This window comes from Gordonia sp. LMA484, assembly GCF_058129505.1.
On the sequence record NZ_CM176700.1, the window covers coordinates 3343323 to 3366966 of the forward strand.

At 66.7% G+C, this 23644-nt stretch carries 20 protein-coding genes; 13 read left to right on the forward strand and 7 right to left on the reverse strand.

What is annotated here, in order from left to right; all coding sequences use genetic code 11:
• Entirely contained in the window at window positions 1-579 is a 579-nt protein-coding gene (locus AC4AMJ_RS14715; protein WP_489912987.1) for a nucleotidyltransferase family protein, read from the reverse strand.
• 138 nt (window positions 580-717) lie between these two features.
• Between AC4AMJ_RS14715 and uraD (AC4AMJ_RS14720) the strand changes: the two genes are divergently transcribed.
• The 5 genes from uraD (AC4AMJ_RS14720) (at window position 718) to AC4AMJ_RS14740 (ending at window position 4325) form a co-directional block, all read left to right on the forward strand.
• Window positions 718-2706, forward strand: a complete 1989-nt coding sequence (gene uraD, locus AC4AMJ_RS14720; RefSeq protein ID WP_489912988.1) for a 2-oxo-4-hydroxy-4-carboxy-5-ureidoimidazoline decarboxylase — start codon at window positions 718-720, stop codon at window positions 2704-2706.
• Between the two features lie 9 nt (window positions 2707-2715).
• On the forward strand, window positions 2716-3249 hold the full coding sequence (uraD, locus tag AC4AMJ_RS14725) for a 2-oxo-4-hydroxy-4-carboxy-5-ureidoimidazoline decarboxylase (protein ID WP_489900440.1): 534 nt from the start codon (window positions 2716-2718) through the stop codon (window positions 3247-3249).
• Window positions 3246-3572 carry a hydroxyisourate hydrolase gene (uraH, locus tag AC4AMJ_RS14730; protein ID WP_489900439.1) on the forward strand — a complete coding sequence of 109 codons (327 nt, stop codon included), beginning with the start codon at window positions 3246-3248 and terminating at the stop codon, window positions 3570-3572. Before uraD (AC4AMJ_RS14725) ends, uraH begins: the two co-directional genes overlap by 4 nt.
• Before the next feature lie 178 nt (window positions 3573-3750).
• Entirely contained in the window at window positions 3751-3882 is a 132-nt protein-coding gene (locus tag AC4AMJ_RS14735; RefSeq protein ID WP_489900438.1) for a hypothetical protein, read from the forward strand.
• A gap of 14 nt (window positions 3883-3896) precedes the next feature.
• A complete protein-coding gene (locus AC4AMJ_RS14740) occupies window positions 3897-4325 on the forward strand; it encodes a DUF5994 family protein (RefSeq protein ID WP_489900437.1) in 429 nt (142 codons plus the stop codon).
• A gap of 162 nt (window positions 4326-4487) precedes the next feature.
• On the opposite strand, the gene AC4AMJ_RS14745 is transcribed toward AC4AMJ_RS14740, so the two are convergent.
• Window positions 4488-4694, reverse strand: a complete 207-nt coding sequence (locus AC4AMJ_RS14745) for a cold-shock protein (protein ID WP_489900436.1) — start codon at window positions 4692-4694, stop codon at window positions 4488-4490.
• Between the two features lie 96 nt (window positions 4695-4790).
• Entirely contained in the window at window positions 4791-5732 is a 942-nt protein-coding gene (locus AC4AMJ_RS14750; protein WP_489900435.1) for an AraC family transcriptional regulator, read from the reverse strand.
• Window positions 5733-5853: 121 nt separating this feature from the next.
• Between AC4AMJ_RS14750 and AC4AMJ_RS14755 the strand changes: the two genes are divergently transcribed.
• The 3 genes from AC4AMJ_RS14755 to AC4AMJ_RS14765 all read left to right on the forward strand — a co-directional run bounded on the left by AC4AMJ_RS14755 (window position 5854) and on the right by AC4AMJ_RS14765 (window position 8922).
• Window positions 5854-6423, forward strand: a complete 570-nt coding sequence (locus AC4AMJ_RS14755; protein ID WP_489900434.1) for a flavin reductase family protein — start codon at window positions 5854-5856, stop codon at window positions 6421-6423.
• A gap of 55 nt (window positions 6424-6478) precedes the next feature.
• The gene (locus AC4AMJ_RS14760; RefSeq protein ID WP_489900433.1) at window positions 6479-8089 is read left to right on the forward strand and encodes a 4-hydroxyphenylacetate 3-hydroxylase family protein; all 1611 of its coding nucleotides are present in this window, start codon (window positions 6479-6481) and stop codon (window positions 8087-8089) included.
• 179 nt (window positions 8090-8268) lie between these two features.
• Window positions 8269-8922: a nucleoside/nucleotide kinase family protein gene (locus AC4AMJ_RS14765; RefSeq protein WP_489912990.1), complete on the forward strand. Its 654-nt coding sequence runs from the start codon at window positions 8269-8271 to the stop codon at window positions 8920-8922.
• 62 nt (window positions 8923-8984) lie between these two features.
• On the opposite strand, the gene AC4AMJ_RS14770 is transcribed toward AC4AMJ_RS14765, so the two are convergent.
• Window positions 8985-12512, reverse strand: coding sequence for a pyruvate carboxylase (locus tag AC4AMJ_RS14770; RefSeq protein ID WP_489912992.1), 3528 nt, complete (start codon window positions 12510-12512; stop codon window positions 8985-8987).
• A 393-nt stretch (window positions 12513-12905) separates the two neighbouring features.
• On the opposite strand from AC4AMJ_RS14770, the gene AC4AMJ_RS14775 reads away from it, so the two are divergent.
• From AC4AMJ_RS14775 to AC4AMJ_RS14795, 5 genes are all read left to right on the forward strand, one after another.
• On the forward strand, window positions 12906-14372 hold the full coding sequence (locus AC4AMJ_RS14775; protein WP_489900809.1) for an MFS transporter: 1467 nt from the start codon (window positions 12906-12908) through the stop codon (window positions 14370-14372).
• A 106-nt stretch (window positions 14373-14478) separates the two neighbouring features.
• Window positions 14479-15828: an 8-oxoguanine deaminase gene (locus AC4AMJ_RS14780; protein WP_489918438.1), complete on the forward strand. Its 1350-nt coding sequence runs from the start codon at window positions 14479-14481 to the stop codon at window positions 15826-15828.
• Window positions 15828-16652: an FAD binding domain-containing protein gene (locus AC4AMJ_RS14785; protein WP_489912994.1), complete on the forward strand. Its 825-nt coding sequence runs from the start codon at window positions 15828-15830 to the stop codon at window positions 16650-16652. The genes AC4AMJ_RS14780 and AC4AMJ_RS14785 overlap by 1 nt, the downstream gene beginning before the upstream one ends.
• A complete protein-coding gene (locus AC4AMJ_RS14790) occupies window positions 16649-19435 on the forward strand; it encodes a molybdopterin-dependent oxidoreductase (protein ID WP_489912996.1) in 2787 nt (928 codons plus the stop codon). Before AC4AMJ_RS14785 ends, AC4AMJ_RS14790 begins: the two co-directional genes overlap by 4 nt.
• A gap of 75 nt (window positions 19436-19510) precedes the next feature.
• Entirely contained in the window at window positions 19511-20785 is a 1275-nt protein-coding gene (locus AC4AMJ_RS14795) for an Nramp family divalent metal transporter (protein WP_489912998.1), read from the forward strand.
• An 18-nt stretch (window positions 20786-20803) separates the two neighbouring features.
• Here the strand turns inward: AC4AMJ_RS14795 and AC4AMJ_RS14800 are convergent, their stop codons facing one another.
• The 3 genes from AC4AMJ_RS14800 to AC4AMJ_RS14810 form a co-directional block, all read right to left on the reverse strand.
• Window positions 20804-22027 carry an acyl-CoA dehydrogenase family protein gene (locus AC4AMJ_RS14800; RefSeq protein ID WP_489913000.1) on the reverse strand — a complete coding sequence of 408 codons (1224 nt, stop codon included), beginning with the start codon at window positions 22025-22027 and terminating at the stop codon, window positions 20804-20806.
• A gap of 282 nt (window positions 22028-22309) precedes the next feature.
• Window positions 22310-22792 (reverse strand): histidine phosphatase family protein, encoded by a 483-nt coding sequence (locus AC4AMJ_RS14805; protein WP_489913002.1) that lies wholly within the window; start codon window positions 22790-22792, stop codon window positions 22310-22312.
• A 2-nt stretch (window positions 22793-22794) separates the two neighbouring features.
• The gene (locus AC4AMJ_RS14810) at window positions 22795-23625 is read right to left on the reverse strand and encodes a CbtA family protein (protein WP_489913004.1); all 831 of its coding nucleotides are present in this window, start codon (window positions 23623-23625) and stop codon (window positions 22795-22797) included.
• Window positions 23626-23644: the final 19 nt, after the last annotated feature.

A 23644-nucleotide genomic window follows, 5' to 3' on the forward strand; every position in this document is an offset into this window, starting at 1 on the left:
TCAGTCCGGTGTGTCGTGGTCGACCCCGGTCGCGAGATCCCCGCACTCGACGAGTCGCAGCACGTCGCGGTGGGCGGTCAGGTAGTGACTCGCACCGATGTCACCGGCCAACGTCGCGATCAGACCGGCGAGATGATCGGCCCCGATGTAGACCGGATGGCCGGGACGTCCGTCGAACACCGCCCGGACCAATGCAGCACGCTCTCGCCCGGCGACGGCGAGTACCCGGGACGCCACAAGCGGACCGACGTCCGGTGTGTCAACAACGTGTAAAACCATCGCGGCCGCGCCGGCATCTGCGACCGCGGCCGCAGCCACCCGGACCGTCTCGGCGAGGCCCTGCCGCCATCCGGGAACGCGCAGAGCCGACGCACCCGCGGGTGGATCGACGACCCGGGCACCCATCGCCACGACCACCGAGTCGCAGCCCCCGCCGGCCAGTGCGACGACCGCGCGTCGCAACCATTCACCCTCGTAGGCAACGATTTTGGGCATGCCGAACCGGAGTCCGGCACCGGCGGCCAGCACCACGCCGACCACATCGCCCGACCCGATCGACACGGTTGACTCGCTACTCATGACAACCGCCGATACTAGTGCGGCGCAACCCCTTCTGTCCGTTTTACGCCAGCGAAATATACGATCGGGCGATCAGCGGGAATCGCCGTGCAGGTCCAAGATGATCAGGTCAGCGGTGAGACGGTAGAGGTGAACGAGATGGCAACGGATTCTCCAGCCCCCAGCGACACAGCCAAGCGGAAGAAGAGGGTCCACCCGGTCGATCAGGTTCCACCCGCCGGCAAGCTCGTCACCCTGGGCGCGCAGCATGTCGTCGCGTTCTACGCGGGCGCGGTGCTGGTGCCGCTGCTGATCGCGCGGGCGATCGACCTCGACTCCGAAGCGCTCACGATGCTCATCACCGCTGATCTCTTCACCTGCGGTATCGCCTCGCTGCTGCAGTCGGTGGGTGTGTGGAAGATCGGCGTCCGCCTGCCGCTGCTCCAGGGCATCACGTTCGCGACGTTGGCGCCGGTGATCCAGATCGCCAACAATCACGGCGGTGGCCGGGTCGGACTCCAGACCGTCTACGGCGCGGTCATCGCCGCGGGCGTGTTCACCTTCCTCATCGCCCCGTTCTTCGCCAAACTGATCCGTTTCCTCCCACCGGTCGTCACCGGCACGTTGATCACCATCATCGGCATCTGCCTCATCCCGGTCGGAGCCGGCGACGCGGTCAGCGATCCGGCCACCCACCTCCACGATTCGGCCAACTGGCGGTGGGTGCTCTACGTGCTGGGCACCATCATCCTGATCGTGTTGATGCAGCGGTTCTTCCGCGGGTTCATGGCGACGATCGCCATCTTGCTCGGCCTCGTCGTGGGCACGTTCGTGGCGTGGCTACTCGGCGACACCAGCTTCTCGATCGTCGGCGAGGCGAACTGGGTGGGCTTCACCCCGCCGTTCGCGTTCGGCTGGCCGCGCTTCGACATCGTGGCGATCGTGTCGCTCATCGTCGTGCTCATGGTCGTCGCGGTCGAATCCACCGGCTCGGTGTTCGCCACCGGTGAGATCGTCGGCAAGCGCATCAAGAAGGACGACATCGCGGCGACGGTCCGCGCCGATGGACTCGCGACCGTGATCGGCGGCTCCTTCAACTCGTTCCCCTACACCGCATTCTCCGAGAACGTCGGACTCGTGCGCCTCACCGGCGTCAAGAGCCGTTGGGTCGTCGCCGCGGCAGGCGTCATCATGATTCTTCTCGGGCTGCTCCCGAAGGTCGCGAAGATCGTCGAATGCATTCCGGCACCGGTACTCGGCGGAGCTGCCCTCATCATGTTCGCCACCGTGGCGATCGTCGGCATCCAGACGTTGACATCGGTCGATTTCACCGACCATCGCAACCTGATCATCTCGGCGACCTCGCTCGCCGTCGCCCTCTACGTGCAGTTCTCGCAGTCGGCGGCCCCCACGACCGTGATCGAGAAGTCCGGTCAGCAGGTCGACGTCCCCGCCCTACCCGGGGTCGACGAGTCGATGCCGAACATATTCCTGCAGATCCCGTTCTCGACCGGCATCACCATGGGCGCCATCACCGCGATCCTGTTGAACCTCTTGTTCTTCCATGTGGGCGCCAGGGGCCCGGCCGTCGCCGGCGGGGGCGCCATCACCCTCGACGAGGTCAACACGATGACCAAGGAGCAGTTCCGTGACACCTTCGGCGGTGTGGTCCAGAACGTCGACTGGGTCCTGGACCGGGCGTGGGATCAGAAACCGTTCGAGGATGTGCACGATCTGCGCAGCGCGTTCCAGGAGGCCATGCTCACCGGCAGCGACGACGAACAACTGGCGTTGATCCGCGCCTTCCCGGACCTCGGCGCCGAGGACGAGGAGACCGGGCAGCTGATCGCCGTCGACCACAAGGGCCTGTCCCATCTGGAGGAGACCGAGCACGACAACGTGGTGAACCTGGCCGCGGCCTATCAAGAACACTTCGGTTTCCCGCTCGTCATCTGCGCGCGCGAGACCGAGCGCTACGACCGCGTCCTGCGCAGCGGCTGGGCACGCATGGACAACTCGGGGACGAGCGAGAAGTCGTTCGCGCTGATCGAGATCGCCAAGATCGCAAATTATCGCTTCGATGACCTCGTGGCGGATGCGAATCCGTTCACCTCGGCCCGATTCACCCGTCAACCGGAACTCTCTTAGGCTGGGTGCATGCGGCGAGTCGATTGGCGAGGTTTGTCCAGTTTCAACGAACTCTCGGAGCGCCAGGCACTTCATCAACTCTTCGAGTGCTGTAGTTCATCGATCTGGGCGTTACGGGTGGCGAAGGCTCGGCCGTTCTCCGACGACGAGGCGATGCTGGAGTACGCGGATCTGATCCTGGCCGAGCTCACGGACAAGGATCTCGACGAGGCGCTCGCCGGGCATCCACGGATCGGCGACCGGCCCGACAACCCGTCATCGGAGCGTGAGCAGTCCGGTGTCGCCGGTGCGGACACCGCGGTGCTGGATGAGTTGAAGAAACTCAACGCGGCCTACGAGGAGAAGTTCGGTCACGTCTATCTCGTGTTCGCCAACGGTCGCCCCGCCGACGAGTTGCTCGACATCCTCAAACAACGCATGCACAACGACACCGAGGCCGAACGCCGCGTGATGAGGATGGAGTTGGCGAAGATCAACCGCAGTAGGCTCAGGAGGATGCTGACGCCCGCCAGCATCTACCTCGACGAGGAGGCACAGGCGTGACCGGGTTGTCGACCCACGTGCTCGATGCCGTGACCGGTTCTCCGGCAACAGGTGTCGCGATTTCCCTCCAGGACGCCAGTGGCACCGAGTTGGCCAACGGGGTCACCGACGCCGACGGCCGTATCGGCAAGGTCAACACCGACCCGCTGGTGCCCGGGATCCATCATCTCGTGTTCGACACCGGCAGTTGGTTCGCCGATCACGCGGTCACCGCCTTCTATCCCGAGGTCGACGTCTGCTTCGAGGTCGACGATCCCGAGCGCCACTACCACGTTCCCCTGCTGCTCAGCCCCTACTCGTATTCGACGTACCGGGGTAGCTGACACGTTGGCACGACAACCTGCCGCGGCCCGGGTCAATGCACCGTCGCAGCATCGGCAGGGAGTACAGTCGAGGTGAGCCGATTATTCACAGCGTCCACGCATTCGCGCGGAGCCGGTCGGCGGTGGATTCTCCTCTCGATGGGCAGCATCCGCCCCATCACTTGCGAACGGATACCTGATGGCCAACGATTCCACGCTCTTCTCCCACAGCACTGACACCACGCACGCCGCCGTGCAGACGACATCGGCCACCGCGGATCTCGAGTTCTCCGATGTGCCAGATGAACCTCTGAACGCAGGGCGGGATTGACCAGCGGCGTCCCGGTGACAATCACCCTGGGCCCGACACGGCTGCAACTCGCACCCGATCTCACCCTTCCGGTGGCGGGCGCCTGGTTGCCCTACACGTCGCAGATCTCCCAGGAACTGCCGGCATTGCAGTCGGCGGCACGCAGCAGGCTCGGCACGATCTCACGTATCGACGTGAATTGGCGTAATTTTGCGCGGTATCCGGGCTTCGACTCCGAGAATTCGCCCGACGCACTGCCCCTGATGTCGATCACGGCGGACCGGGCGTCGGTCACCCTTCTGGTGATCCCGCCGCGAACCTCGTCCACCCTCGCCGCCGCGCTTCTGCGCCAGGCCGGCCAGTGCGCCGGGGTGCCGGGTTCCGAACACAGTCATCTCTATCTCGACGCCCAGCGGATCCTGCGTCGCGCGGCCCTCCAGCAACGCGCCACGATCGGCACGTGATCGGTGGACTGATCCGCCTGCGGAGGCCTCGGACCGTTCGGGCTGACACGATCGACGTTGCGGCCCAACAACAGCGGCCCAACAACAGCGGCCCAACAACAGCGGCCCAACAACAAACGCCGCCCAGGAGACCTGGGCGGCGTTTGAGAGGTGTCTGGTCTACTACAGTGCGGTCACTGTGGTGGCCTGCGGACCCTTGGGGCCCTGCTCGACCTCGAACTGGACACGCTGCTGCTCTTCGAGGCTGCGGTATCCGCCACCCTGAATTGCCGAGTAGTGAACGAAAACGTCACCATCGGTGCTGTCGTCGGGAGCGATGAAGCCGAAGCCCTTTTCGCTGTTGAACCACTTGACGGTTCCTTGAGCCATGATGCTGTGTACTTCTCTCTTTATGCACACGAGAGCCATGCGGCCCTCGCTTGTCAATCATCTCACACTTCACACCACTTCGGTTAACCGCCGGTCTCACTCCCGCCTGACGGCCGACGGCGCGACACCGTATCTGGCGCGGAAAGCTGCGGCGAAACGCCCGGTGTGCGTGAAGCCCCACGCCATCGCGGACTCGGTGACAGAGGCCGAACGGCCGCTCGCGAGATCGTCGTACACCGCGGCCAGCCGGATGTCGGTCAGGCATTCCCGCGGTGTCTTGCCCACATACTCGCGGAATCCCTCTTGCAGGCGCCGCACACTCACCCCGGCCAGCTCGGCCATGTCGGCCGCCGTCCACGCCCGTGCCGGGTCCGCCCGCATCGCGTCGAGCACCCGCGTCACGATCCGCGGGCGCGGCGTGAGGTGATCGGACGGGTCATCGGAGATCGCCGCCAGCAGGAATGCGTCCGTCAGGGATGCGGCAAGCTGCTGCGCGACAAGCGGATTGGACAGCAGCGGATCGTCGGCCGGCTGGTTCGCGATCGAGCGGACCAACCGGAACCAGCTCGCCCCCTCGGACGATCGCAGATCCAGCTGATCCGGGATGGACGCGTTCGGGTCACCGGCCACCCGGACCACCTCGTGTTGCAGGAAATCGCGGTCGATCTTCACCCCGACGATCGTGCAGGTACTCGACCACCGCGTGATGTCGGCCGGGGTGTCCGGCGGGTTGATCGTCGCCAGACCGTTGGTCGACACCACCGTATGCCCGCCGACAGTCGTCTCCAGCACGCCACCGAGCGGCACATTGATGCCGTAGGCCCCCGGATGATCGGAATGGACCGCGACCTCGGCACCCCACCCGATCCGCGCGATCCGCAACGGCCCGACGACGGTCACCGACACGTCGACGTCGGTTGCCGTGCTCCGCGCCTCGCACGGACTCAACTCATGGGGGAAATATGCGTCGGAAACCGCATGTGAAGCCGCATCCCAGTCGCGCTCCCCGGGTATTCGCAGCCGCTCCAACCTGCTCATACGTCACTCCTCACGACCTGGTCGCGCTTTCCGGATCGCCATCGCGCTCAGCGGATCGTCAGGCGGCCGCGGTCGTCCTATGTTCTACATCACATTCTGCCCCATCGAAAGGAGGAAGCACATGGAACGCAAGGCACTACAGAACGTGTTCGGCCAATTCGCGAGCGGCGTCACGGTCATCACCTGCGCGAACAGTGAGGGTGAACCGCATGGTGCGACGGTCACCGCATTCACCGCGGTGTCGCTCGAACCGAGACTCTGCCAGGTGACCCTGACACGCAAGTCGAAGGCCTGTGGATTCCTGTCGGACGCGCCGTTCGCGGTCAACATCATGGCGGCCGATCAACTCGATATCGCAATGCATTTCGCCGGACGGCCGGCCCAGCCGGGTCCCGTGTGGGCCGACGGTCCCACCGCCCCGATCCTCTGCGGCTCGGCGGCCACCCTGAGTTGCATGCCCTGGCGCAGTTACGACGGCGGGGACCACATCATCTTCATCGGTGAGATCGTCGATGCCCAGGCCAGCGGAAAGGACCCGCTTCTCTACTACCGCAGTACATTTCACGACCTCGGCGAACCGTCGGTCAATTCGCTGTGGACACTGTCCGCCGATGACCCGCATTCCGGATGGTTCGACTCCACAACGACTTTCACGCCGTTCCACCTCGCCACGTCCGAACAGGCTGTCTGACCGGCCACCCATTGCGCACCAATTGCGATCAATCGATCAGAAAGAGGTATCAATCATGACCACCATCGAACGCCCCGAGACCGATGCACCCCAGGTGAATCCGGCTGCGGAGAGCGAGGTCAACAGGACCCGCAACTTCGCCTCCCGCCCGATGACAGGTGACGAGTACATCGAGTCGTTGCGGGACGGTCGCGAGATATGGCTGCACGGTGAGCGTGTCAAGGACGTCACCACCCACCCTGCGTTCCGCAACCCCGTCCGGATGACCGCCCGCCTCTACGACTCGATGCACTCCGGCCCGCACAAGGACAAGGTCACCGCCCCGACCGACACCGGCAACGGCGGCGTGACCATGCCGTTCTTCAAGGCGCCGACGAGCTCGGACGACCTGCTCAAAGAGCGCGACGCGATCGCCGAATGGGCACGGATGACCTATGGCTGGATGGGCCGCTCCCCCGACTACAAGGCCAGCTTCCTCGGCACGCTGCACGCCAACAAGGATCTGTACGCACCGTTCGAGGCGAACGCCGAGCGCTGGTACCGGGAGTCACAGGAGAAGGTCCTCTACTGGAATCACGCCATCATCAACCCGCCGGTCGACCGGCAGCTGCCGCCCGACGAGGTCGGCGACGTCTTCATGAAGGTCGAGAAGGAGACCGACGCCGGCCTGATCGTCTCCGGCGCCAAGGTGGTCGCGACCGGCTCGGCGATCACCAACTACAACTTCATCGCCCACTACGGACTGCCGATCCGCAAGAAGGAGTTCGCGCTCATCTGCACGGTTCCGATGGACGCCCCCGGCATCAAGTTGATCTGCCGCACGTCCTACACCCAGCAGGCCGCGGTGATGGGCAGCCCGTACGACTACCCGCTCTCGAGCCGGATGGACGAGAACGACACCATCTTCGTCTTCGACAAGGTGCTCGTTCCCTGGGAGAACGTCTTCATGTACGGCGACGTCGACCGGATCAACGCGTTCTTCCCACAGTCCGGCTTCCTGCCCCGGTTCACCTTCCAGGGCTGCACACGTCTGGCCGTGAAGCTCGACTTCATCGCCGGGCTGCTGATGAAGGCGCTCGACTGCACCGGCGCCGGGGATTTCCGCGGCGTGCAGTCGCGCGTCGGTGAGGTCATCGGCTGGCGGAACCTCTTCTGGACGTTGTCCGATGCCATGGCCCGCAATCCCGAACCGTGGATCGGCGACACCGTCATCCCGAAGTTGGAGTACGGGCTGACCTACCGGATGTTCATGATGCAGGGATACCCGCGCGTCAAGGAGATCATCGAACAGGATGTCGCGTCGGGTCTGATCTACCTGCCGTCGAGTGCCGCCGACTTCAAGAGCCCTGACGTACGCCCGTACCTGGACAAGTATGTCCGCGGATCGAACGGCATCACCGCCGTGGAACGCGTGAAGGTGATGAAGGCCCTGTGGGACTCGGTCGGCTCCGAGTTCGGCGGACGCCACGAACTGTACGAGCGCAACTACTCGGGCAATCACGAGAACGTGAAGGCCGAGCTGCTGTTCGCCGCGCAGAACCGTGGCGGCGTGGACCAGATGAAGGGTCTCGCCGAGCAGTGCCTGGCGGAGTACGACCTCGATGGGTGGACCGTGCCCGACCTCATCGGCAACGACGACGTGAGCTACTTCGGCCCGGCGAGCTGATCCTCCCGACCCCCGGACGTGGGTCGTTCGGGTTCACGCGGGTCGTTCGGGTTCACGCGGACCGTCGACGGTTCGCGTGAACCGGAGCGACCCGCGTTGTCTGCCACAACCCGCATTGCCTGCCACGGCCCGCGTTGTCTGCCACGACCCGCGTTGCTCGTGCGACTACCGTCGATCGCATGCCCCACGACGGTGAGACACCGGCCGAGGTCGTGGCCGACGAGCTGGACACCCTGGTGACCAAGCAGGCCCGCGTGCTCGTGGGAATCACCGGACCACCGGGAGGGGGCAAGAGCACGTTCGCCCGGTCGGTGGTCGATCTCCTCGCCCGGCGACGCGGCGACGACGCCGTTGCGCTCGTCCCCATGGACGGCTTCCACCTGTCCGACCGCGTCCTGTCCGACCTCGGCCGCGCGGACCGCAAAGGAGCACCGGACACCTTCGACACGGACGGGTTCGTCGCGCTGGTCGAACGGATCGTGCGGGACGCCGATCGACCGGTCTACTGCCCCGATTTCGACCATTCCATGGGTGAGCCGATCGCCGCCCGGATCGTGGTCGGTCCCGCGGCGCGGGTCGTCGTCGTGGAGGGCAACTATCTCGCCCTGGACGGCCGGTGGTCACCGATCGCCGGACTGCTCGCGCGACTTTATTACGTCGACGCTCCCGCCGACCTCCGGCGCACCCGCCTGCTCGAGCGCCACGTGGCCGCCGGCAAGACCCTCACCGAGGCGCAGGCGTGGGTCGACACCGTCGACGAACCGAACGCCGAACTCATCGCCACGACGCGCGATCGCGCCGACCTCGTCGTCGACGGCACCGCTGCGAGCTGAGACACGCAGAACACCCGGACACCCCCGTTGCGGCGGGGTATCCGGGCGTTCTCCGTGTCGGCTCAGCCGATCTCGATGAGCAGGTCGCCCGGAGCGACCTGGGTGACCTGTCCGACGGCGACACGGGCAACCTTGCCGCCGAGCGGTGCGGTGATGGTGGCTTCCATCTTCATCGCCTCGATCGTGCCGATCGCGGCGCCGGCGGCCACCTCGTCCCCGACATCGACCGACAGTGAGACGACACCGGCGAACGGCGCACCGATGTGATGAGGATTGGACCGGTCGGCCCGCTCGGCGGCCTCCACCGCCGAGTCGACCGAGCGGTCGCGCACCGACACCGGCCGCAACTGGCCGTTGAGCACACACATCACCGTGCGCATTCCGCGGTCGTCGGGTTCACTGATGGCCTCGAGCCCGATGAGCAGATCGACACCCGGTTCGAGCACCACCCGGTGCTCCTCGCCGTAGCGCAGCCCGTAGAAGAACTGGTTCGCCGACAGCCGTGACGTGTCGCCGTAGGCCTCGAAGTGTTTCTCGTACTCGTCCGTGGGCCCGGGGAACAGCAACCGGTTCAGTGTCTGCTGACGCTGTACGCCGGGTGTGTCGAGGGCCTCGGACTCGGCATCGGTCAACGTCTCCGGCGGCGGCGCCTCACCGCGGCCCTGCAATGCCACGCTGCGCAGCGGTTCGGGCCAGCCACCGGCCGGGTCACCCAGCTCGCCGCGCAGGAATCCGATCACCGAGTCGGGGATGTCGTAGCCGGACGGGTTGGTCGCGAACTCCTCGGCGGTGATGCCACGCCCCACCAGGGCCAGGGCGAGATCGCCGACGACCTTGGAGGACGGGGTGACCTTGATCAGGCGGCCGAGCATGCGGTCGGCGGCCGCGTAGGCCTCCTCGACCGCCTCGAACCGGTTGCCCAACCCCAGTGCGATGGCCTGTTGCCGCAGGTTCGACAACTGCCCGCCGGGGATCTCGTGGGTGTAGACCCGTCCGGTCGGGGCCGGTAGCCCCGATTCGAACGGCGCGTACACCTTGCGCAGTGCCTCCCAGTACGGCTCGAGATCACACACCGCGGCCAGATCCAGGCCGGTGTCGCGCTCAGTGTGCGCGGCCGCCGCGACGATCGCCGACAGAGCCGGCTGACTCGTGGTACCCGCCAGGGCCGCACTGGCCCCGTCCACGGCGCTCGCGCCGGCTTCCCATGCCGCCAGATAGGTGGCCAGCTGGCCGCCCGGGGTGTCGTGGGTGTGCACGTGTACCGGCAGATCGAACTCGCGACGCAGCGCCGACACCAGTTTCGTGGCCGCCGGGGCCCGCAGCAGACCGGCCATGTCCTTGATCGCCAGTACGTGCGCACCGGCGTCGACGATCTGCTCGGCCAGGCGCAGGTAGTAATCCAGCGTGTAGAGGTCCTCGGCCGGATTGGCCAGATCACCGGTGTAGGACATGGCGACCTCGGCCACGGCGGTACCGGTCTCGCGCACGGCATCGATGGCCGGGCGCATCTGCTCGATGTTGTTCAGGGCATCGAAGATCCGGAAGATGTCGATGCCCACCTCGGTGGCCTCGGCCACGAACGCGGTGGTCACCTTCGTCGGATACGGGGTGTAGCCGACCGTGTTCGCCCCGCGCAGCAGCATCTGCAGACAGATGTTGGGGATCGCCTCGCGCAACTGCGCCAACCGATCCCACGGATCCTCCTTGAGGAACCGCAACGCGACATCGTAGGTGGCCCCACCCCAGCATTCGACCGACAACAGCTGCGGGGTCAACGCCGCCACATACGGGGCGACCATCAACAACCCCGACGTACGCAACCGGGTGGCCAGCAACGACTGGTGCGCATCACGGAAGGTGGTGTCGGTGACGCCGAGCCGCTTGGAGTCACGCAGATCCGCCGCGAACCCTTCCGGCCCCAACGCCAGCAGCCGCTGGCGCGACCCGTCCGGCGGAGCAGACAGGGTTGCCTTGTCCAGAGTGGGCAGCTTGTCGCGCGGGTACACCGTCGTCGGACGTTCGCCGTGCGGCTTGTTGACGGTCACATCGGCCAGAAACGACAAGATCTTGGTGCCACGATCCGCCGAGGACCGCGACGTCAGCAGCCACGGCCGGTCCTCGATGAACGACGTCGTCACCCGACCCGCCCGGAAATCCGGATCGTCGAGCACCGCCTGCAGGAACGGGATGTTGGTGGCCACACCACGAATCCGGAACTCGGCCACCGCGCGGCGGGCGCGACGCGCCGCCGTCGCGAAATCGCGTCCCCGACAGGTCAGTTTGACCAGCATCGAATCGAAATGCCCACTGACCTCGGCACCCAACACCGCGCCGCCGTCCAGACGCACCCCGGCACCACCCGGGCTGCGGTAGGCGGTGATCCGCCCGACATCCGGGCGGAAATCATTGGCCGGGTCCTCGGTGGTGATGCGGCACTGCATCGCCGCACCCCGGATCTGCAGCTTCTCCTGGCTCAATCCCAGATCATCCAGCGACTCGCCCGAAGCGATCCGCAGCTGCGAGCCGACCAGATCCACATCGGTGATCTCCTCGGTCACCGTGTGCTCCACCTGAATCCGCGGATTCATCTCGATGAACACATACGGCTTGGACCCGTTGGGCCCGCTCCCGGCGGCCGACCCAGTGGCCCCGCTCGCTGCGCTCCCGGCGGCCGACCCAGTGGCCCCGCTCGCTGCGCTCCCGGCGGCCGACCCAGTGGCCCCGCTCGCTGCGCTCCCGGCGGCCGCCTGCTCATCGAGCAAGAACTCGACGGTGCCGGCGCACGTGTAACCGATGTGGCGGGCGAACGCCACCGCATCGGCACAGATCTGCTCGCGCAACTCCTCCGACAGATTCGGTGCCGGCGCCAGCTCGATCACCTTCTGGTGACGACGCTGCACGCTGCAGTCCCGCTCGAACAGGTGGATCACATTGCCATGCGTGTCGGCCAGGATCTGCACCTCGATATGGCGGGGGTTGACCACCGCCTGCTCCAAGAACACCGTCGGATCACCGAACGCGGCATCCGCCTCGCGCGATGCCGCGGCGATCGCATCGGCCAGCTCATCGATCTGCTCGACCCGACGCATACCCCGGCCGCCACCACCGGCGACCGCCTTCACGAACAGCGGGAACTGCATCGACTGTGCCGCCGCCAGCAGTTCGTCCACATCCGCCGACGGCTCCGACGACGCCAGCACCGGAAGCCCCGCCGCCTTCGCCGCCGCGATCGCCGTGGCCTTGTTCCCGGTCAGCTCCAACACATCCGCCGACGGCCCCACAAAGGTGATACCCGCCTGCGCACATGCCGCGGCCAGCCCCTGATTCTCCGACAAGAACCCATACCCCGGATAGATCGCATCTGCACCGCACCGCTTGGCCGCAGCCACCACCTCATCCACCGACAGATACGCCCGCACCGGATGCCCAGGTACACCGATCTGATACGACTCATCGGCCTTGAGCCGATGCACCGAGTTGCGGTCCTCGTACGGGAAGATCGCAACCGTTCTCGCTCCGAGTTCATAAGCTGCGCGGAAAGCTCGGATCGCGATCTCTCCGCGATTGGCCACCAGGACTTTCTCGAACACGTGACTCTCTCTCGTCAGTGCGCCGGACTACGCCCACCACGGTGGTGGCGAGCGCACACATCTGCCGCATGGATTACTCGCTGGGGTGGACTCAGATTACTTGTCCCATGTTCGCGGCGACACAGCGGCCGAGATAATCGAACGAGATCACTCGTCGGGGCGCTTGCCTCACAAGAATGCCGTTGACCTGTGCGTTTCCGGAAACAACACCGACCGAACGCTCGGGCTTGAGTCGTTCGCCGCGGCCGCGAGTCCCGACCTGAGCCGGCGGCTGTTCGTGTTCTGGCGTCAGGGCTCGACCCGCCCTCGTGGCACCCGATGTCATAACCGGTGCACCGACGTGCTCGGCGACTCGATAGCGTAGCGATCGGAGGTGGATGAGTCGTGAGTGCGATGAGCCGGGCGGTTGATGCCGAGACCGGGCCATCGGCGAACGGAGACGGTCACCCCCGCCTCGCGGTCGCCATCCTGTGCGGCGCCGGAATCGTCGTCGCGCTGATGCAGACGATCATCGTCCCGCTGATCCCGCAACTCCCCGTGCTGCTGAATGCCCCACCCGACAACACGTCGTGGGCGCTCACGATCACGCTCCTGGTCGGGGCGGTGGTCACCCCGATCGGTGGGCGGCTCGGCGACATGTACGGCAAGCGCCTGATGCTGGTGACGAGCATGGCCTGCGTCGCGACGGGATCGGTGGTGTGTGCGCTGTCCGGGTCACTCCCGCCGTTCCTCGTCGGGCGGGCTCTCCAAGGCCTCGGCTTCGGGACCATCGCCCTCGGCATCAGCGTGATGCGCGACATCGTGCCGCCCCGACACCTCGGCTCGTCGGTCGGCACGATGAGCGCCTCCCTCGGCGTCGGCGGGGCACTCGGGCTGCCGTTCGCGGCTGCGATCGCCCAGCACGTCAGCTGGCATGCCCTGTTCTGGGCGTGTGCCGCCGCTGCCCTGCTGGGCGGCCTGGGCATTGCGCTGACCGTGCCCGAGAGCCGATCACGCGCCGGGGGCCGGTTCGACCTGCTCGGTGCGGGCGGACTGGCGAGCATGCTGGTGCTCCTGCTGCTGCCGCTGTCGAAGGGGTCGACCTGGGGCTGGGCCGACCCACTCACGCTCGGGATGTTCGGCGCCTTCGTGGTGGTCGCCATCGTGTGGTGGATCGTCGAGCGTCGATCGGCGAACCCTCTGATCGACCTCGCCGTCGCGGTCGAACGTCCGGTGTTGTTGACCAACATCGCATCGGTGGCGACCGGTTTCGCCTTCTACTCGATGCAGCTGATCCCCATTCAGTTGTTGATGGCACCGACGGCCAGCCCGAACGGCCTGGGCCTGCAGATGCTGAACGCCAGTCTGGTGCTCGCGCCCAGCGGTGTGCTGATGTTCGTCTTCTCCCATGTGAGCGCTCGGCTCACCGCCGCATTCGGGCCGCGGGTGTCGCTCGCCACCGGCGGCGTCGTGATGGCGTTCGGATACATCGTGTTCGTTGTCGCACTCGTCGGTTCCTGGCAGTTGGCCTGGTGGATGATGCTCATCGTCGCCTGCCTCATCGGTGCCGGCCTCGGCATCGCCTACTCGGCGATGCCTGCGCTCATCATGCGTGCCGTGCGGGTGGAGCAGACCGGCGAGGCCAACGGGGTGAACGCCCTGATGCGAGTGGTCGGGACGTCGACATCGGCGGCCGTGGTCGGCATGATCCTGACGCTGTCGATGGTCACCGTGACCGACCCCGACGGGATGACCGTGTCCGTCCCGGCGGAAGCAGGCTATCTGTGGGCGTCGGCGATCTCCCTGGGTGCCTGCGCGGTCGCGGCACTGCTCGCGCTGGCCATCCCCCGCACGACCGCGTTCCACATCGACGAGGCCTGAGCGGTCCGACGCGAAAGAAACCCGGCCGTAACGCGATCGTCGTAGCGTGTCGCGAGTGTCCACCAGCAACGACGAGTCGACCCGCCCACTTCGTGACCGGCGCCCCATGACGCTGATCGAGAACGCGTATGTGATCACCGTCGACGACCGGCGACGCGAACTCCCGGTCGCGTCGGTCCTGATCGACGATACCCGGATCGTCGCGGTCGGCGACATCCCCGACGATCTGCCGGACGACGTGGTCCGCATCGACGGGACCGGCTGCGCCCTCACCCCCGGGCTGGTCAACACGCACCATCATCTGTACCAGTGGGTCACCCGCGGCCTCGCCGCGGACCACACGCTGTTTCAGTGGCTCACCACGCTGTACCCGATCTGGGCCGGCATCGACGAGACGGCGGTGCGCACCGCCGCTCTCGGCGGACTCGCCCAACTGGCCCTGTCCGGGTGCACCACCACCACCGACCACCACTACGTCTTCCCGGCCGAAGGCGGCGATCTGCTCGGCGCCGAGATCGATGCGGCCCGGACCATCGGGCTTCGCTTCCATCCCACCCGCGGCTCGATGGACCTCTCGGAGAAGGACGGCGGTCTTCCCCCGGACTCCGTGGTGCAGAGCATCGATGACATCCTGACCGCCAGCACGGACGCGGTGGCCCGCTGGCACGATCCGTCGCCGGACTCGATGCTGCGCATCGCGTTGGCACCCTGCTCGCCGTTCTCCGTCACGACCGAACTGCTACGCGAATCCGCTGCGTTGGCCCGCGAACTCGACGTCCGGCTGCACACCCATCTGGCCGAGTCGATCGACGAGAACACGTACTGTGACGCGCATTTCGGGTGTACACCGCTGGAGTACATGGAGTCGGTCGGCTGGGTCGGCGCCGACGTCTGGTTCGCGCACGGGATCGAGTTCGACGACGCCGAGATCGGCAGGCTGGCCGCGACCTCGACCGGGGTTGCCCACTGTCCGACGTCGAATGCCCGTCTCGGCAACCGCATCTGCCGGACTCGGGATCTCGTCGATGCCGGTGTACCCGTGGGGCTCGGCGTCGACGGCGCCGCATCCAGCGAATCGTGCCGCCTTCTCGAGGAAGCACACCAGGCCGTTCTCATGGCCCGCGCCCGGGGCGGTCCGACGGCGCTGACCACTCGCACCGCCATCGAGCTCGCGACCATCGGCGGTGCACGAGTGCTCGGGCGCGACGCCGACACCGGGTCGATCGAGGTCGGCAAGCTGGCCGACCTCGTTCTGTGGGACCTGTCGTCGATCGCCCACAGCGGGATCGACGACCCCGTCGCGGCGCTGGTCCTCGGTGCGATCCCGCCGATCGCCGGAACATGGGTGAACGGGCGGCCCATCATCTCCGACGGCGAGATGCTCACCGTCGACACCGATCTCGTCGCGGCCGACGTCGCGCGGGAGCATCGTCGGCTGATCGACAAGGCGGGCTGATGGACCTCAACACCATCTCCTCCTACCGTCATGCCCGCTCTCGCGACGATCTCCGGTTGGCGTCGGGTGAGCGCATCGTCGCGGGCGGCACGTGGTTCTTCTCCGAACCACAGGTCGACGCGACCGGCGTCGTCGACCTCACCACGATGGGCTGGCCGGCGATCGAGGAACTCACCGACGACGGCCTGCGCATCGCCGCCACGTGTCGGATCGCCGAGCTCGCCGGATTGCCGGCGCGACCGGCATGGCACGCCCACCCCTTGTTCGCCGCCTGCGCCAACGCCCTGCTCGCGTCGTTCAAGATCTGGAATGTCGCCACCGTCGGCGGCAACATCTGCCGGTCCTTCGCGGCGGCGTCGATGGTCTCGCTGACCGCAGGCCTCGACGCCGAGGCCGTGATCTGGTGCCCCGACGGCACCGACCGCCGCATCGCCGTGGCGGACCTCGTCACCGGCAACGGAACCAATTCGCTTGCCGCGGGCGAGATTCTGCGGGCCATCGACATCCCCGGCGGCGCGATGCGCGCACAGACCGCGTTCCGCAAGATCGCACTCGCCGAACTCGGCCGTTCCGGCGCCGTCGTGACCGGCCGCCGGAACGAGGACGGGACAACGGTATTCGGTATCACCGCAGCGACCCTGCGCCCGCAGTTGCTCCGCTATCCCGAGATGCCGCACCGCGATGACCTGAGGCGGGCCGTGGCATCGGCCGACGGGTACTACACCGATCCCCTCGGCTCCGCCGACTGGCGGGCGGCGGTGAGCGCCGTTCTCGCCGAGGAGATCCGCGCCGAACTCACCGCGGATGGCGAGGTCCCACAATGAAGTTGACCGTGAACGGTACCGACCACGAGGTGTCGCCTCGACCCGGCCAATGCCTGCGCACCCTCCTGCGTGAGGCGGCGCATTTCGAGGTGAAGAAGGGCTGCGACGCCGGGGACTGCGGTGCATGCTCGGTCCTCGTCGACGACACGCCGGTCCATTCGTGCATCTACCCTGCACAACGCATCGAGGGCCGGGCGGTGACCACCGTCGCAGGCCTCGGGACCCCCGATGATCTACATCCGATGCAGCAGGCCTTCGTCGACAACTTCGGTTTCCAATGCGGCTTCTGCACGGCCGGGATGATCGTCACCGCCTCGACGCTCGAGAACACCGACCTCGACGACCTACCGCGGAAGATGAAGGGAAACCTGTGCCGCTGCACGGGTTACCGTGCGATCCGCGACGCCATCGCCGACGGCGTCGCCGCCTCGACTCCCGCCGAGGGCACTCTCGAGTTCGCCGACGGAACCCGAAATCCCGTCGAGAGCACCCGAAACCGCGTCGAGAGCACCGTCGGCACGTCCGCCAATCCGCCCGCGGCCCGTCGCGTCGTCACCGGCAGCGAGCCGTACACCTTCGACGTCACAGTGCCCGGGATGACGTACCTGCGTGTTCTCGGGTCGCCGCATGCCCATGCCCGGATCGTCTCGATCGACACATCTGCGGCAGAGCAGGTCGACGGTGTCGAGCTCGTCCTCACCCACGAGAACGTCCCGGGCCGCAGGTTCTCCACGGCGCGCCATGAGCATCGGGAGGACGATCCGGACGACACGCGGATGCTCGACGACGTCGTTCGCTTTGTGGGACAACGGGTGGCGGCGGTGGTTGCCGACACTGCCGCGGCTGCCGAGGAGGCCTGCCGACTGATCGAGGTCACCTATGAGGTGCTGCCGGCGGTCTTCGATCCGGACGAGGCCCGCCGTCCCGGGGCACCCGTGATCCATCCGGATCGTGGTCCACTCGACCGCGTCAACCATCCCGACCGGAATGTCATTGCCGACTTCCACAAAGGATTCGGCGGCGACGTTGCGGCGGCGCTGCGAGACTCGTCGACGACGGTCTCCGGGACATGGTCCACCGGGCGCGTGTCCCATGCTCAATTGGAAACCCACGGCAGCATCGGCTGGCTCGACGACGACGGCCGCCTCGTCATCCGTACCAGCACGCAGGTGCCGTTCCTCGTGCGCGACGAACTCGCCCACATCCTCGACCTCGACCGGGAGCGCATCCGGGTGTTCAGCGCCCGGGTCGGCGGCGGCTTCGGCGGCAAACAGGAGCTCCTCACCGAGGACCTCGTGGCCCTCGCCGTCCTGCGTACCGGCAAGCCCTGCGGCTACGAGATGTCCCGCACCGACGAGATGACGCGCACCACCTACCGCCACCCGTTCCGGGTGACGGTCGACCTCGGTGCCGACGATCACGGTCGGCTGACCGCACTGAAGATCGACGTCCTCTCCGACACCGGCGCCTACGGCAATCATGCGATCGGCGTGATGTTCCATGCCTGCGCCGAGTCGATCTCGGTCTACAACTGTCCGGTCAAATGGGTGGACGCCGAGGTGGTGTACACGAACAACCCGCCATCGGGCGCCTTCCGCGGCTATGGACTCGGACAGGTCATCTTCGCCGTCGAGAGTGCGTTGGACGAACTCGCGGTCACTCTCGGCATCGATCCGTTCGAACTGCGCCGACGCAACGCCGTCGGCGACGGTGATCCGTTGCTGATCGCGCACGCAGAACCCGAGCCCGACCTCGTCTACGGCAGTTACGGCCTCGACCAGTGCCTGGACCTGGCACAGGCGGCTCTCGCCCGCGGCAACGGCGTCGAGCCGCCGAGCGGTCGGCAGTGGCGTGTCGGAGAGGGCATGGCCCTGGCCGCCATCGCGACGATGGCGCCCCGAGGACACATCGCGCGGGTGCGGGTCGGCGTCGACGCAGCGGGCGTCTATCACCTGGGGATCGGTACCAGCGAGTTCGGCAACGGCACCACCACGGTGCACGCGCAGATCGCCGCCACCGTCCTGAACACCACGCTCGATCGCGTCCGCCTGCACCACGGGGACACCGATGCCGCCGAGTACGACACCGGCGCGTTCGCGTCCGCGGGAACAACCGTGGCCGGGAAGGCAGCCCATGCGGCGTGCATCTCGCTGCGTGAAAAGCTGATCGGGGCCGCTGCCACGATCGCGGACGCGGAGCCCGACAGAGTCATCCTCGGCACCAACGGCGCACTGGTCGGCGACCGACTGATCTCGTTCGCACAGATCATCGAGGCCGTCGGTACCGACTCCCGTGACGGTCGGCGTGCGGTCGCCGACGGCGTGGAGAACGGTGACCTCCGCTCGATCGCCTTCAACGTGCAGGCCTTCCGGGTCGCGGTCGACGTCGACACCGGCTCGGTGGTCATCCTGCAGTCGATCCAGGCCGCGGACGCCGGCACGGTCATGAATCCGCAGCAGTGCATCGGCCAGGTGGAAGGCGGTGTGGCACAGGCGATCGGATCGTCACTGTATGAGGAGATCATGCTCGACGAGGGTGTTCCGATCACCAACGTGTTCCGCACCTACCGGGTCCCACAGATGGCGGACATCCCGACCACCGAGGTCTATTTCGCCGAGACGTCCGACGACCTGGGGCCGTACGGGGCGAAGTCGATGAGCGAATCGCCGTACAACCCGGTCGCCCCGGCCCTGGCCAACGCGATCCGCCGGGCCGTCGGGGTACGTCCCTACGAACAGCCGATGTCGCGTGACCGGGTGTGGCGGATGATCAGAGATGCCTGAACCCGAATTTCGGTTATCCGAACTTTTGTTTTCGCACGTGTTGAAAACTGATCTGGTCTGTGTCAGATTGGGCGAGTGACACTGGTCGGCACGCGTAACGGCAACGACACCACGCGCAGGCGGTTGTCCCGGAACCGCAGAAACCTCCTGCGCAACATGGCGCTGCTCGGACCCGCGTTCGTGGCCGCGATCGCCTATGTCGATCCCGGCAATGTCGCCGCCAACATCACGGCCGGAGCGCGATACGGATTCCTGCTGGTGTGGGTCCTCGTGCTGGCGAATGTCATCGCGATGCTGATCCAATACCAGTCGGCCAAGCTCGGCATCGTCACCGGCAAGAGCCTGCCCGCCCTGTTGGGCGACCGGCTGACCACACGCTCACGTCTCGCGTTCTGGGTCCAGGCCGAGGTGGTCGCCATCGCCACCGATCTGGCCGAGGTCCTCGGCGGCGCGATCGCCCTCCAACTGCTCTTCGATCTGCCGCTGGTGCTGGGTGGCGTGATCGTCGGTGCGGTGTCGCTCGTGCTGCTGATGCTGCAGAATCCACGGCAGGAGCGCATCTTCGAGCGCGTGATCCTCGGATTGTTGGCGATCATCGTGATCGGGTTCCTCGCCGGTCTGGTCGTCGAACCGCCCGCTCCGGGCGCGGTTCTCGGCGGCCTCGTGCCTCGACTGGACGGCTCCGAGACCGTGCTGCTTGCCGCCGGCATGCTCGGCGCGACCGTCATGCCCCACGCCATCTACGTGCACTCGGCGATGGTCATCGACCGGCACGGGGTCAGCCGGACCGCCGCGCGCAAACGGCACCTGGTCCGGATCACCCGCTGGGACGTGGTGATCGCGCTGGTCATCGCGGGCGCCGTCAACATCGCGCTGCTCCTTCTCGCGGCGCAGAACCTCCGGGGCAAGGAGGGCACCGACTCCATCGAGGGCGCCTACGACGCCGTCGCGAACGCGCTCGGACCGACGATGGCGACCGCCTTCGCCGTCGGGCTGCTGGCCAGCGGACTCGCATCGACCTCGGTGGGGTCATCGGCAGGTGCCGCGATCATGGGCGGGCTGCTGCACAAACGCATCCCGCTGCTCCTCCGGCGGGTGGTCACGGTCATTCCGGCGCTGGTGGTGCTTGCGATGGGCGTCGACCCGACCTGGGCGCTGGTGATCAGTCAGGTGGTGCTGAGCTTCGGCATCCCGTTCGCGGTGATCCCGCTCGGACGCTTCACCGCCAACCGCGAACTGATGGGCGAGTTCGCCGACGGTCGAGCGCTGCGCGTCGGTGCCGGCATCGCAGCGATCCTGATCGTGATCCTCAACCTCACGCTCATCGGCCTGGTGATCACCGGGGCCTGAATCACCCCCGCACGTGAATCACCCTCGCAACAGCCCCTTGGCGACGTGGGTCACCTGGATCTCGTTGCTGCCGGCGTAGATCATCAGCGATTTCGCGTCGCGCGCGAGCTGTTCGACCCGATATTCGGCCATGTACCCGTTGCCGCCGAACAGCTGCACCGCCTCCATCGCCACGTCGGTGGCCGCGCGCGACGAGTACAGCTTCATCGCCGATGCCTCGGGCAGCGACAGCGGCTTGCCCGCCTTGGTCCGTTCGATCGCGCTGAACAGCATGTTCTGGACGTTGATCCGGGCGACCTCCATCTCGGCCAGCTTGAGCTGGATGAGCTGGAACTGCCCGATGTCCTGTCCCCACAGTTTTCGGTTCTTGGCGTAGTCGATGGACAGCCGCTGGGCCTCATTGATGATGCCCAGCGACAGCGCCGCGATACCGACCCGCTCGGCGGTGAAGCCCGCCTTGGCACCCTCGCCACCGCGCGTGTCCGCACCGGTGTCCTCGGTCTCGCCGAGGAGCCGGTCCCTGCCGAGCCGCACGTTGTCGAAGAACAGCTCACCGGTAGGCGAACTCATCATGCCCATCTTCTTGAACGGCTTGCCCTGCGTCAGGCCTGGCATCCCCTTGTCGAGGACGAAAGAGAGCACCTTGCGGTCACGCATCGGGGTGTCGCTGCCATCGTCGAGCTTGGCGAACACGACGATCGTGTCGGCGTACGGACCATTGGTGATGAACGTCTTCTGACCGTTGAGGAGATAGTCGTCGCCGTCCCGGCGGACCGTGGTCTTCATGCCGCCCAGCGCATCCGAGCCCGAGTCGGGTTCGGTGATCGCCCAGGCACCGATCTTCTCCATGGTGACCAGTTCGGGCAGCCACCGCTTCTTCTGGGCCAGCGTCCCCTTGCCGCGGATGGTCGAGGCGGTCAACCCCATGCTGACACCCATCGAACCGACGAGGCCGAGGCAGACCCCCGCCAGCTCGATGTTGACGATCATGAACATCGAACTGGACATGTTCCCGCCGCCACCGCCCGAGCTCTTCTCGCCGGTGGCCTCGGCCTCCAATTCCTTCTCGAGCGCTTCGGCGGCCATCGCGTCGACCCCGAACGTCGACAGCAGCTTACGGGTGATGTCATAGGGCGGCAGCTGACCGGTCTCGAGTTCGTCGATGTTGGGCCGGATCTCTTTGTCGATGAACGCGCGCAAGGCATCTCGCACCATCAGATCTTCTTCGGACCACTCGAACATCGCACACTCCCCGGAGTCAGAACATGTTTCAGTTTGCTTGGTGAACACTGTGTCAGGAGTCACTGCGGATGTAAAGACACATACCGGCACACTCGTGCCATTGAGGTCTGAGCCGCCGCCGAAAACCGCCCGTGGTGGGCCGGAACTCGGCGCATCGCCGACAGCGTGCCGCTGCCGGGCGGTTTTCGGCGGGCGATTGCCGAAGGCTGGGTGGTCCGGGCAGGCTCCGGGGCAGCGCGTTCCGGGGCCGCGCGTTTCCGGGGCAGGGGTCCGGGGCAGGGGTCAGCTGGGCAGTGGGTACAGGGTGGCAGGGCGGACCTGTGTGGCAAAGAACTGCGCGGCGTCGGGAGCGAGCAGTGCCTGTGCGACGGGCATCGTCACGACGCAGACGTCGGGCGCTGCGGCGGCGTCGGCTCGCCAGCGGTGGATCCGTGCGACGAAATCCGCGACCGTCTCACCGCCGTGCGGGCACGCCTGTGGGTCGTGCAACCACAGCCTCAGGTCGTCGGGGTGGAGCTGCTCGGGAGAGCATCCCGACCAGCTGCCGACGTCCAGACCGCGCAGGCGTTCGTCGAGATCGTAGGCGATATCGAGGACCTCGCACGTCTCGCGCACGACCGACTCGGGTCCCGCGATGGCCGCCGAAGAGTCGACGGCTGCACGCAGCTTCCCGACATCACGCCGGCCCCGCTCGTCCAGAGATGGATCACCACCGAACCGCAACGACCTGTTGGGGCCGCTGCGGCCGGCGGTGATGACGAGCATGCTCAGGCGCCGAGCCGCTCACTGCTCTCTTGTTCGGCGGCGCGACCACTCGTCTCGGTGCGCATGAAGCGCCCGAGGATCAGGGCGAACACGACCGTCAGCACCGTCCAGAGGATCACCTGGTTCGCGATGGAGTACACCCGGAAATCGCCGATCACATCGCCCGGGAATCCTGGGAAGACGATCTGTTCCCCGCTCATCACCGCCGTCGGGACCTCATGGAACTGCGGCAGCAGGGCGATGGCGATGGCGACCGCCACGAGATAGGCAACCGCGGCCAGGACTCCCGCGACGAGCCCACCGAGCCGCGGGCGTAGCCAGAGTGCTGCCACCACGGCTGCGATCGCGAAGCCGACCGACAGGATCGTGATCGTCAGGAACGCACCGCTGCGCGCTCCGATGGTGTCGGCGTCACCCACCGCCGGCGGGTTCGCCGGGTAGGCGAAGAACGGCACCGCGAACACCGCGACGAAGCCGATCGCGCCGAGTGCCCCCGCGACGGCTCGCGGGTCGGTCGCCGGATATCGACGACCCAGGTAGGCCCACAGGACGGTGAATGCGACGGCGAAGAACGCGCCCATGCAGATCGCGAACACGACGGTGCCGACGCCGGCGCCGATGTTCTCCTGCACCGATCGGGAGAACACCTCGCCATGCTCGTGGGCACCGTGGTCATGGCCACCGGCGAGCATCTGTTCGGCGTTCGATCGCCCTTCTTCGTAGTCGATCGCCTTTGCGACCTGCGGCTCGATGAACAGCCGCGCGAAAATGTACGCGGCGATGCCGGCGATCAGGCCGGAGAGCAGGCCTGCGCCGATGAATTTCTTCTCCATGTGCGGTTGTCTCCCTGCG

Excerpts from the sequence above, each read along its gene's own strand:
- AC4AMJ_RS14715 (WP_489912987.1), bottom strand. The coding sequence starts at position 579 with ATGAGTAGCGAGTCAACCGTGTCGATCGGGTCGGGCGATGTGGTCGGC.
- uraD (WP_489912988.1), top strand. The coding sequence starts at position 718 with ATGGCAACGGATTCTCCAGCCCCCAGCGACACAGCCAAGCGGAAGAAG.
- uraD (WP_489900440.1), top strand. The coding sequence starts at position 2,716 with ATGCGGCGAGTCGATTGGCGAGGTTTGTCCAGTTTCAACGAACTCTCG.
- AC4AMJ_RS14735 (WP_489900438.1), top strand. The coding sequence starts at position 3,751 with ATGGCCAACGATTCCACGCTCTTCTCCCACAGCACTGACACCACGCAC.
- AC4AMJ_RS14745 (WP_489900436.1), bottom strand. The coding sequence starts at position 4,694 with ATGGCTCAAGGAACCGTCAAGTGGTTCAACAGCGAAAAGGGCTTCGGC.
- AC4AMJ_RS14750 (WP_489900435.1), bottom strand. The coding sequence starts at position 5,732 with ATGAGCAGGTTGGAGCGGCTGCGAATACCCGGGGAGCGCGACTGGGAT.
- AC4AMJ_RS14755 (WP_489900434.1), top strand. The coding sequence starts at position 5,854 with ATGGAACGCAAGGCACTACAGAACGTGTTCGGCCAATTCGCGAGCGGC.
- AC4AMJ_RS14760 (WP_489900433.1), top strand. The coding sequence starts at position 6,479 with ATGACCACCATCGAACGCCCCGAGACCGATGCACCCCAGGTGAATCCG.
- AC4AMJ_RS14765 (WP_489912990.1), top strand. The coding sequence starts at position 8,269 with ATGCCCCACGACGGTGAGACACCGGCCGAGGTCGTGGCCGACGAGCTG.
- AC4AMJ_RS14775 (WP_489900809.1), top strand. The coding sequence starts at position 12,906 with ATGAGCCGGGCGGTTGATGCCGAGACCGGGCCATCGGCGAACGGAGAC.
- AC4AMJ_RS14780 (WP_489918438.1), top strand. The coding sequence starts at position 14,479 with ATGACGCTGATCGAGAACGCGTATGTGATCACCGTCGACGACCGGCGA.
- AC4AMJ_RS14785 (WP_489912994.1), top strand. The coding sequence starts at position 15,828 with ATGGACCTCAACACCATCTCCTCCTACCGTCATGCCCGCTCTCGCGAC.
- AC4AMJ_RS14790 (WP_489912996.1), top strand. The coding sequence starts at position 16,649 with ATGAAGTTGACCGTGAACGGTACCGACCACGAGGTGTCGCCTCGACCC.
- AC4AMJ_RS14800 (WP_489913000.1), bottom strand. The coding sequence starts at position 22,027 with ATGTTCGAGTGGTCCGAAGAAGATCTGATGGTGCGAGATGCCTTGCGC.
- AC4AMJ_RS14805 (WP_489913002.1), bottom strand. The coding sequence starts at position 22,792 with ATGCTCGTCATCACCGCCGGCCGCAGCGGCCCCAACAGGTCGTTGCGG.
- AC4AMJ_RS14810 (WP_489913004.1), bottom strand. The coding sequence starts at position 23,625 with ATGGAGAAGAAATTCATCGGCGCAGGCCTGCTCTCCGGCCTGATCGCC.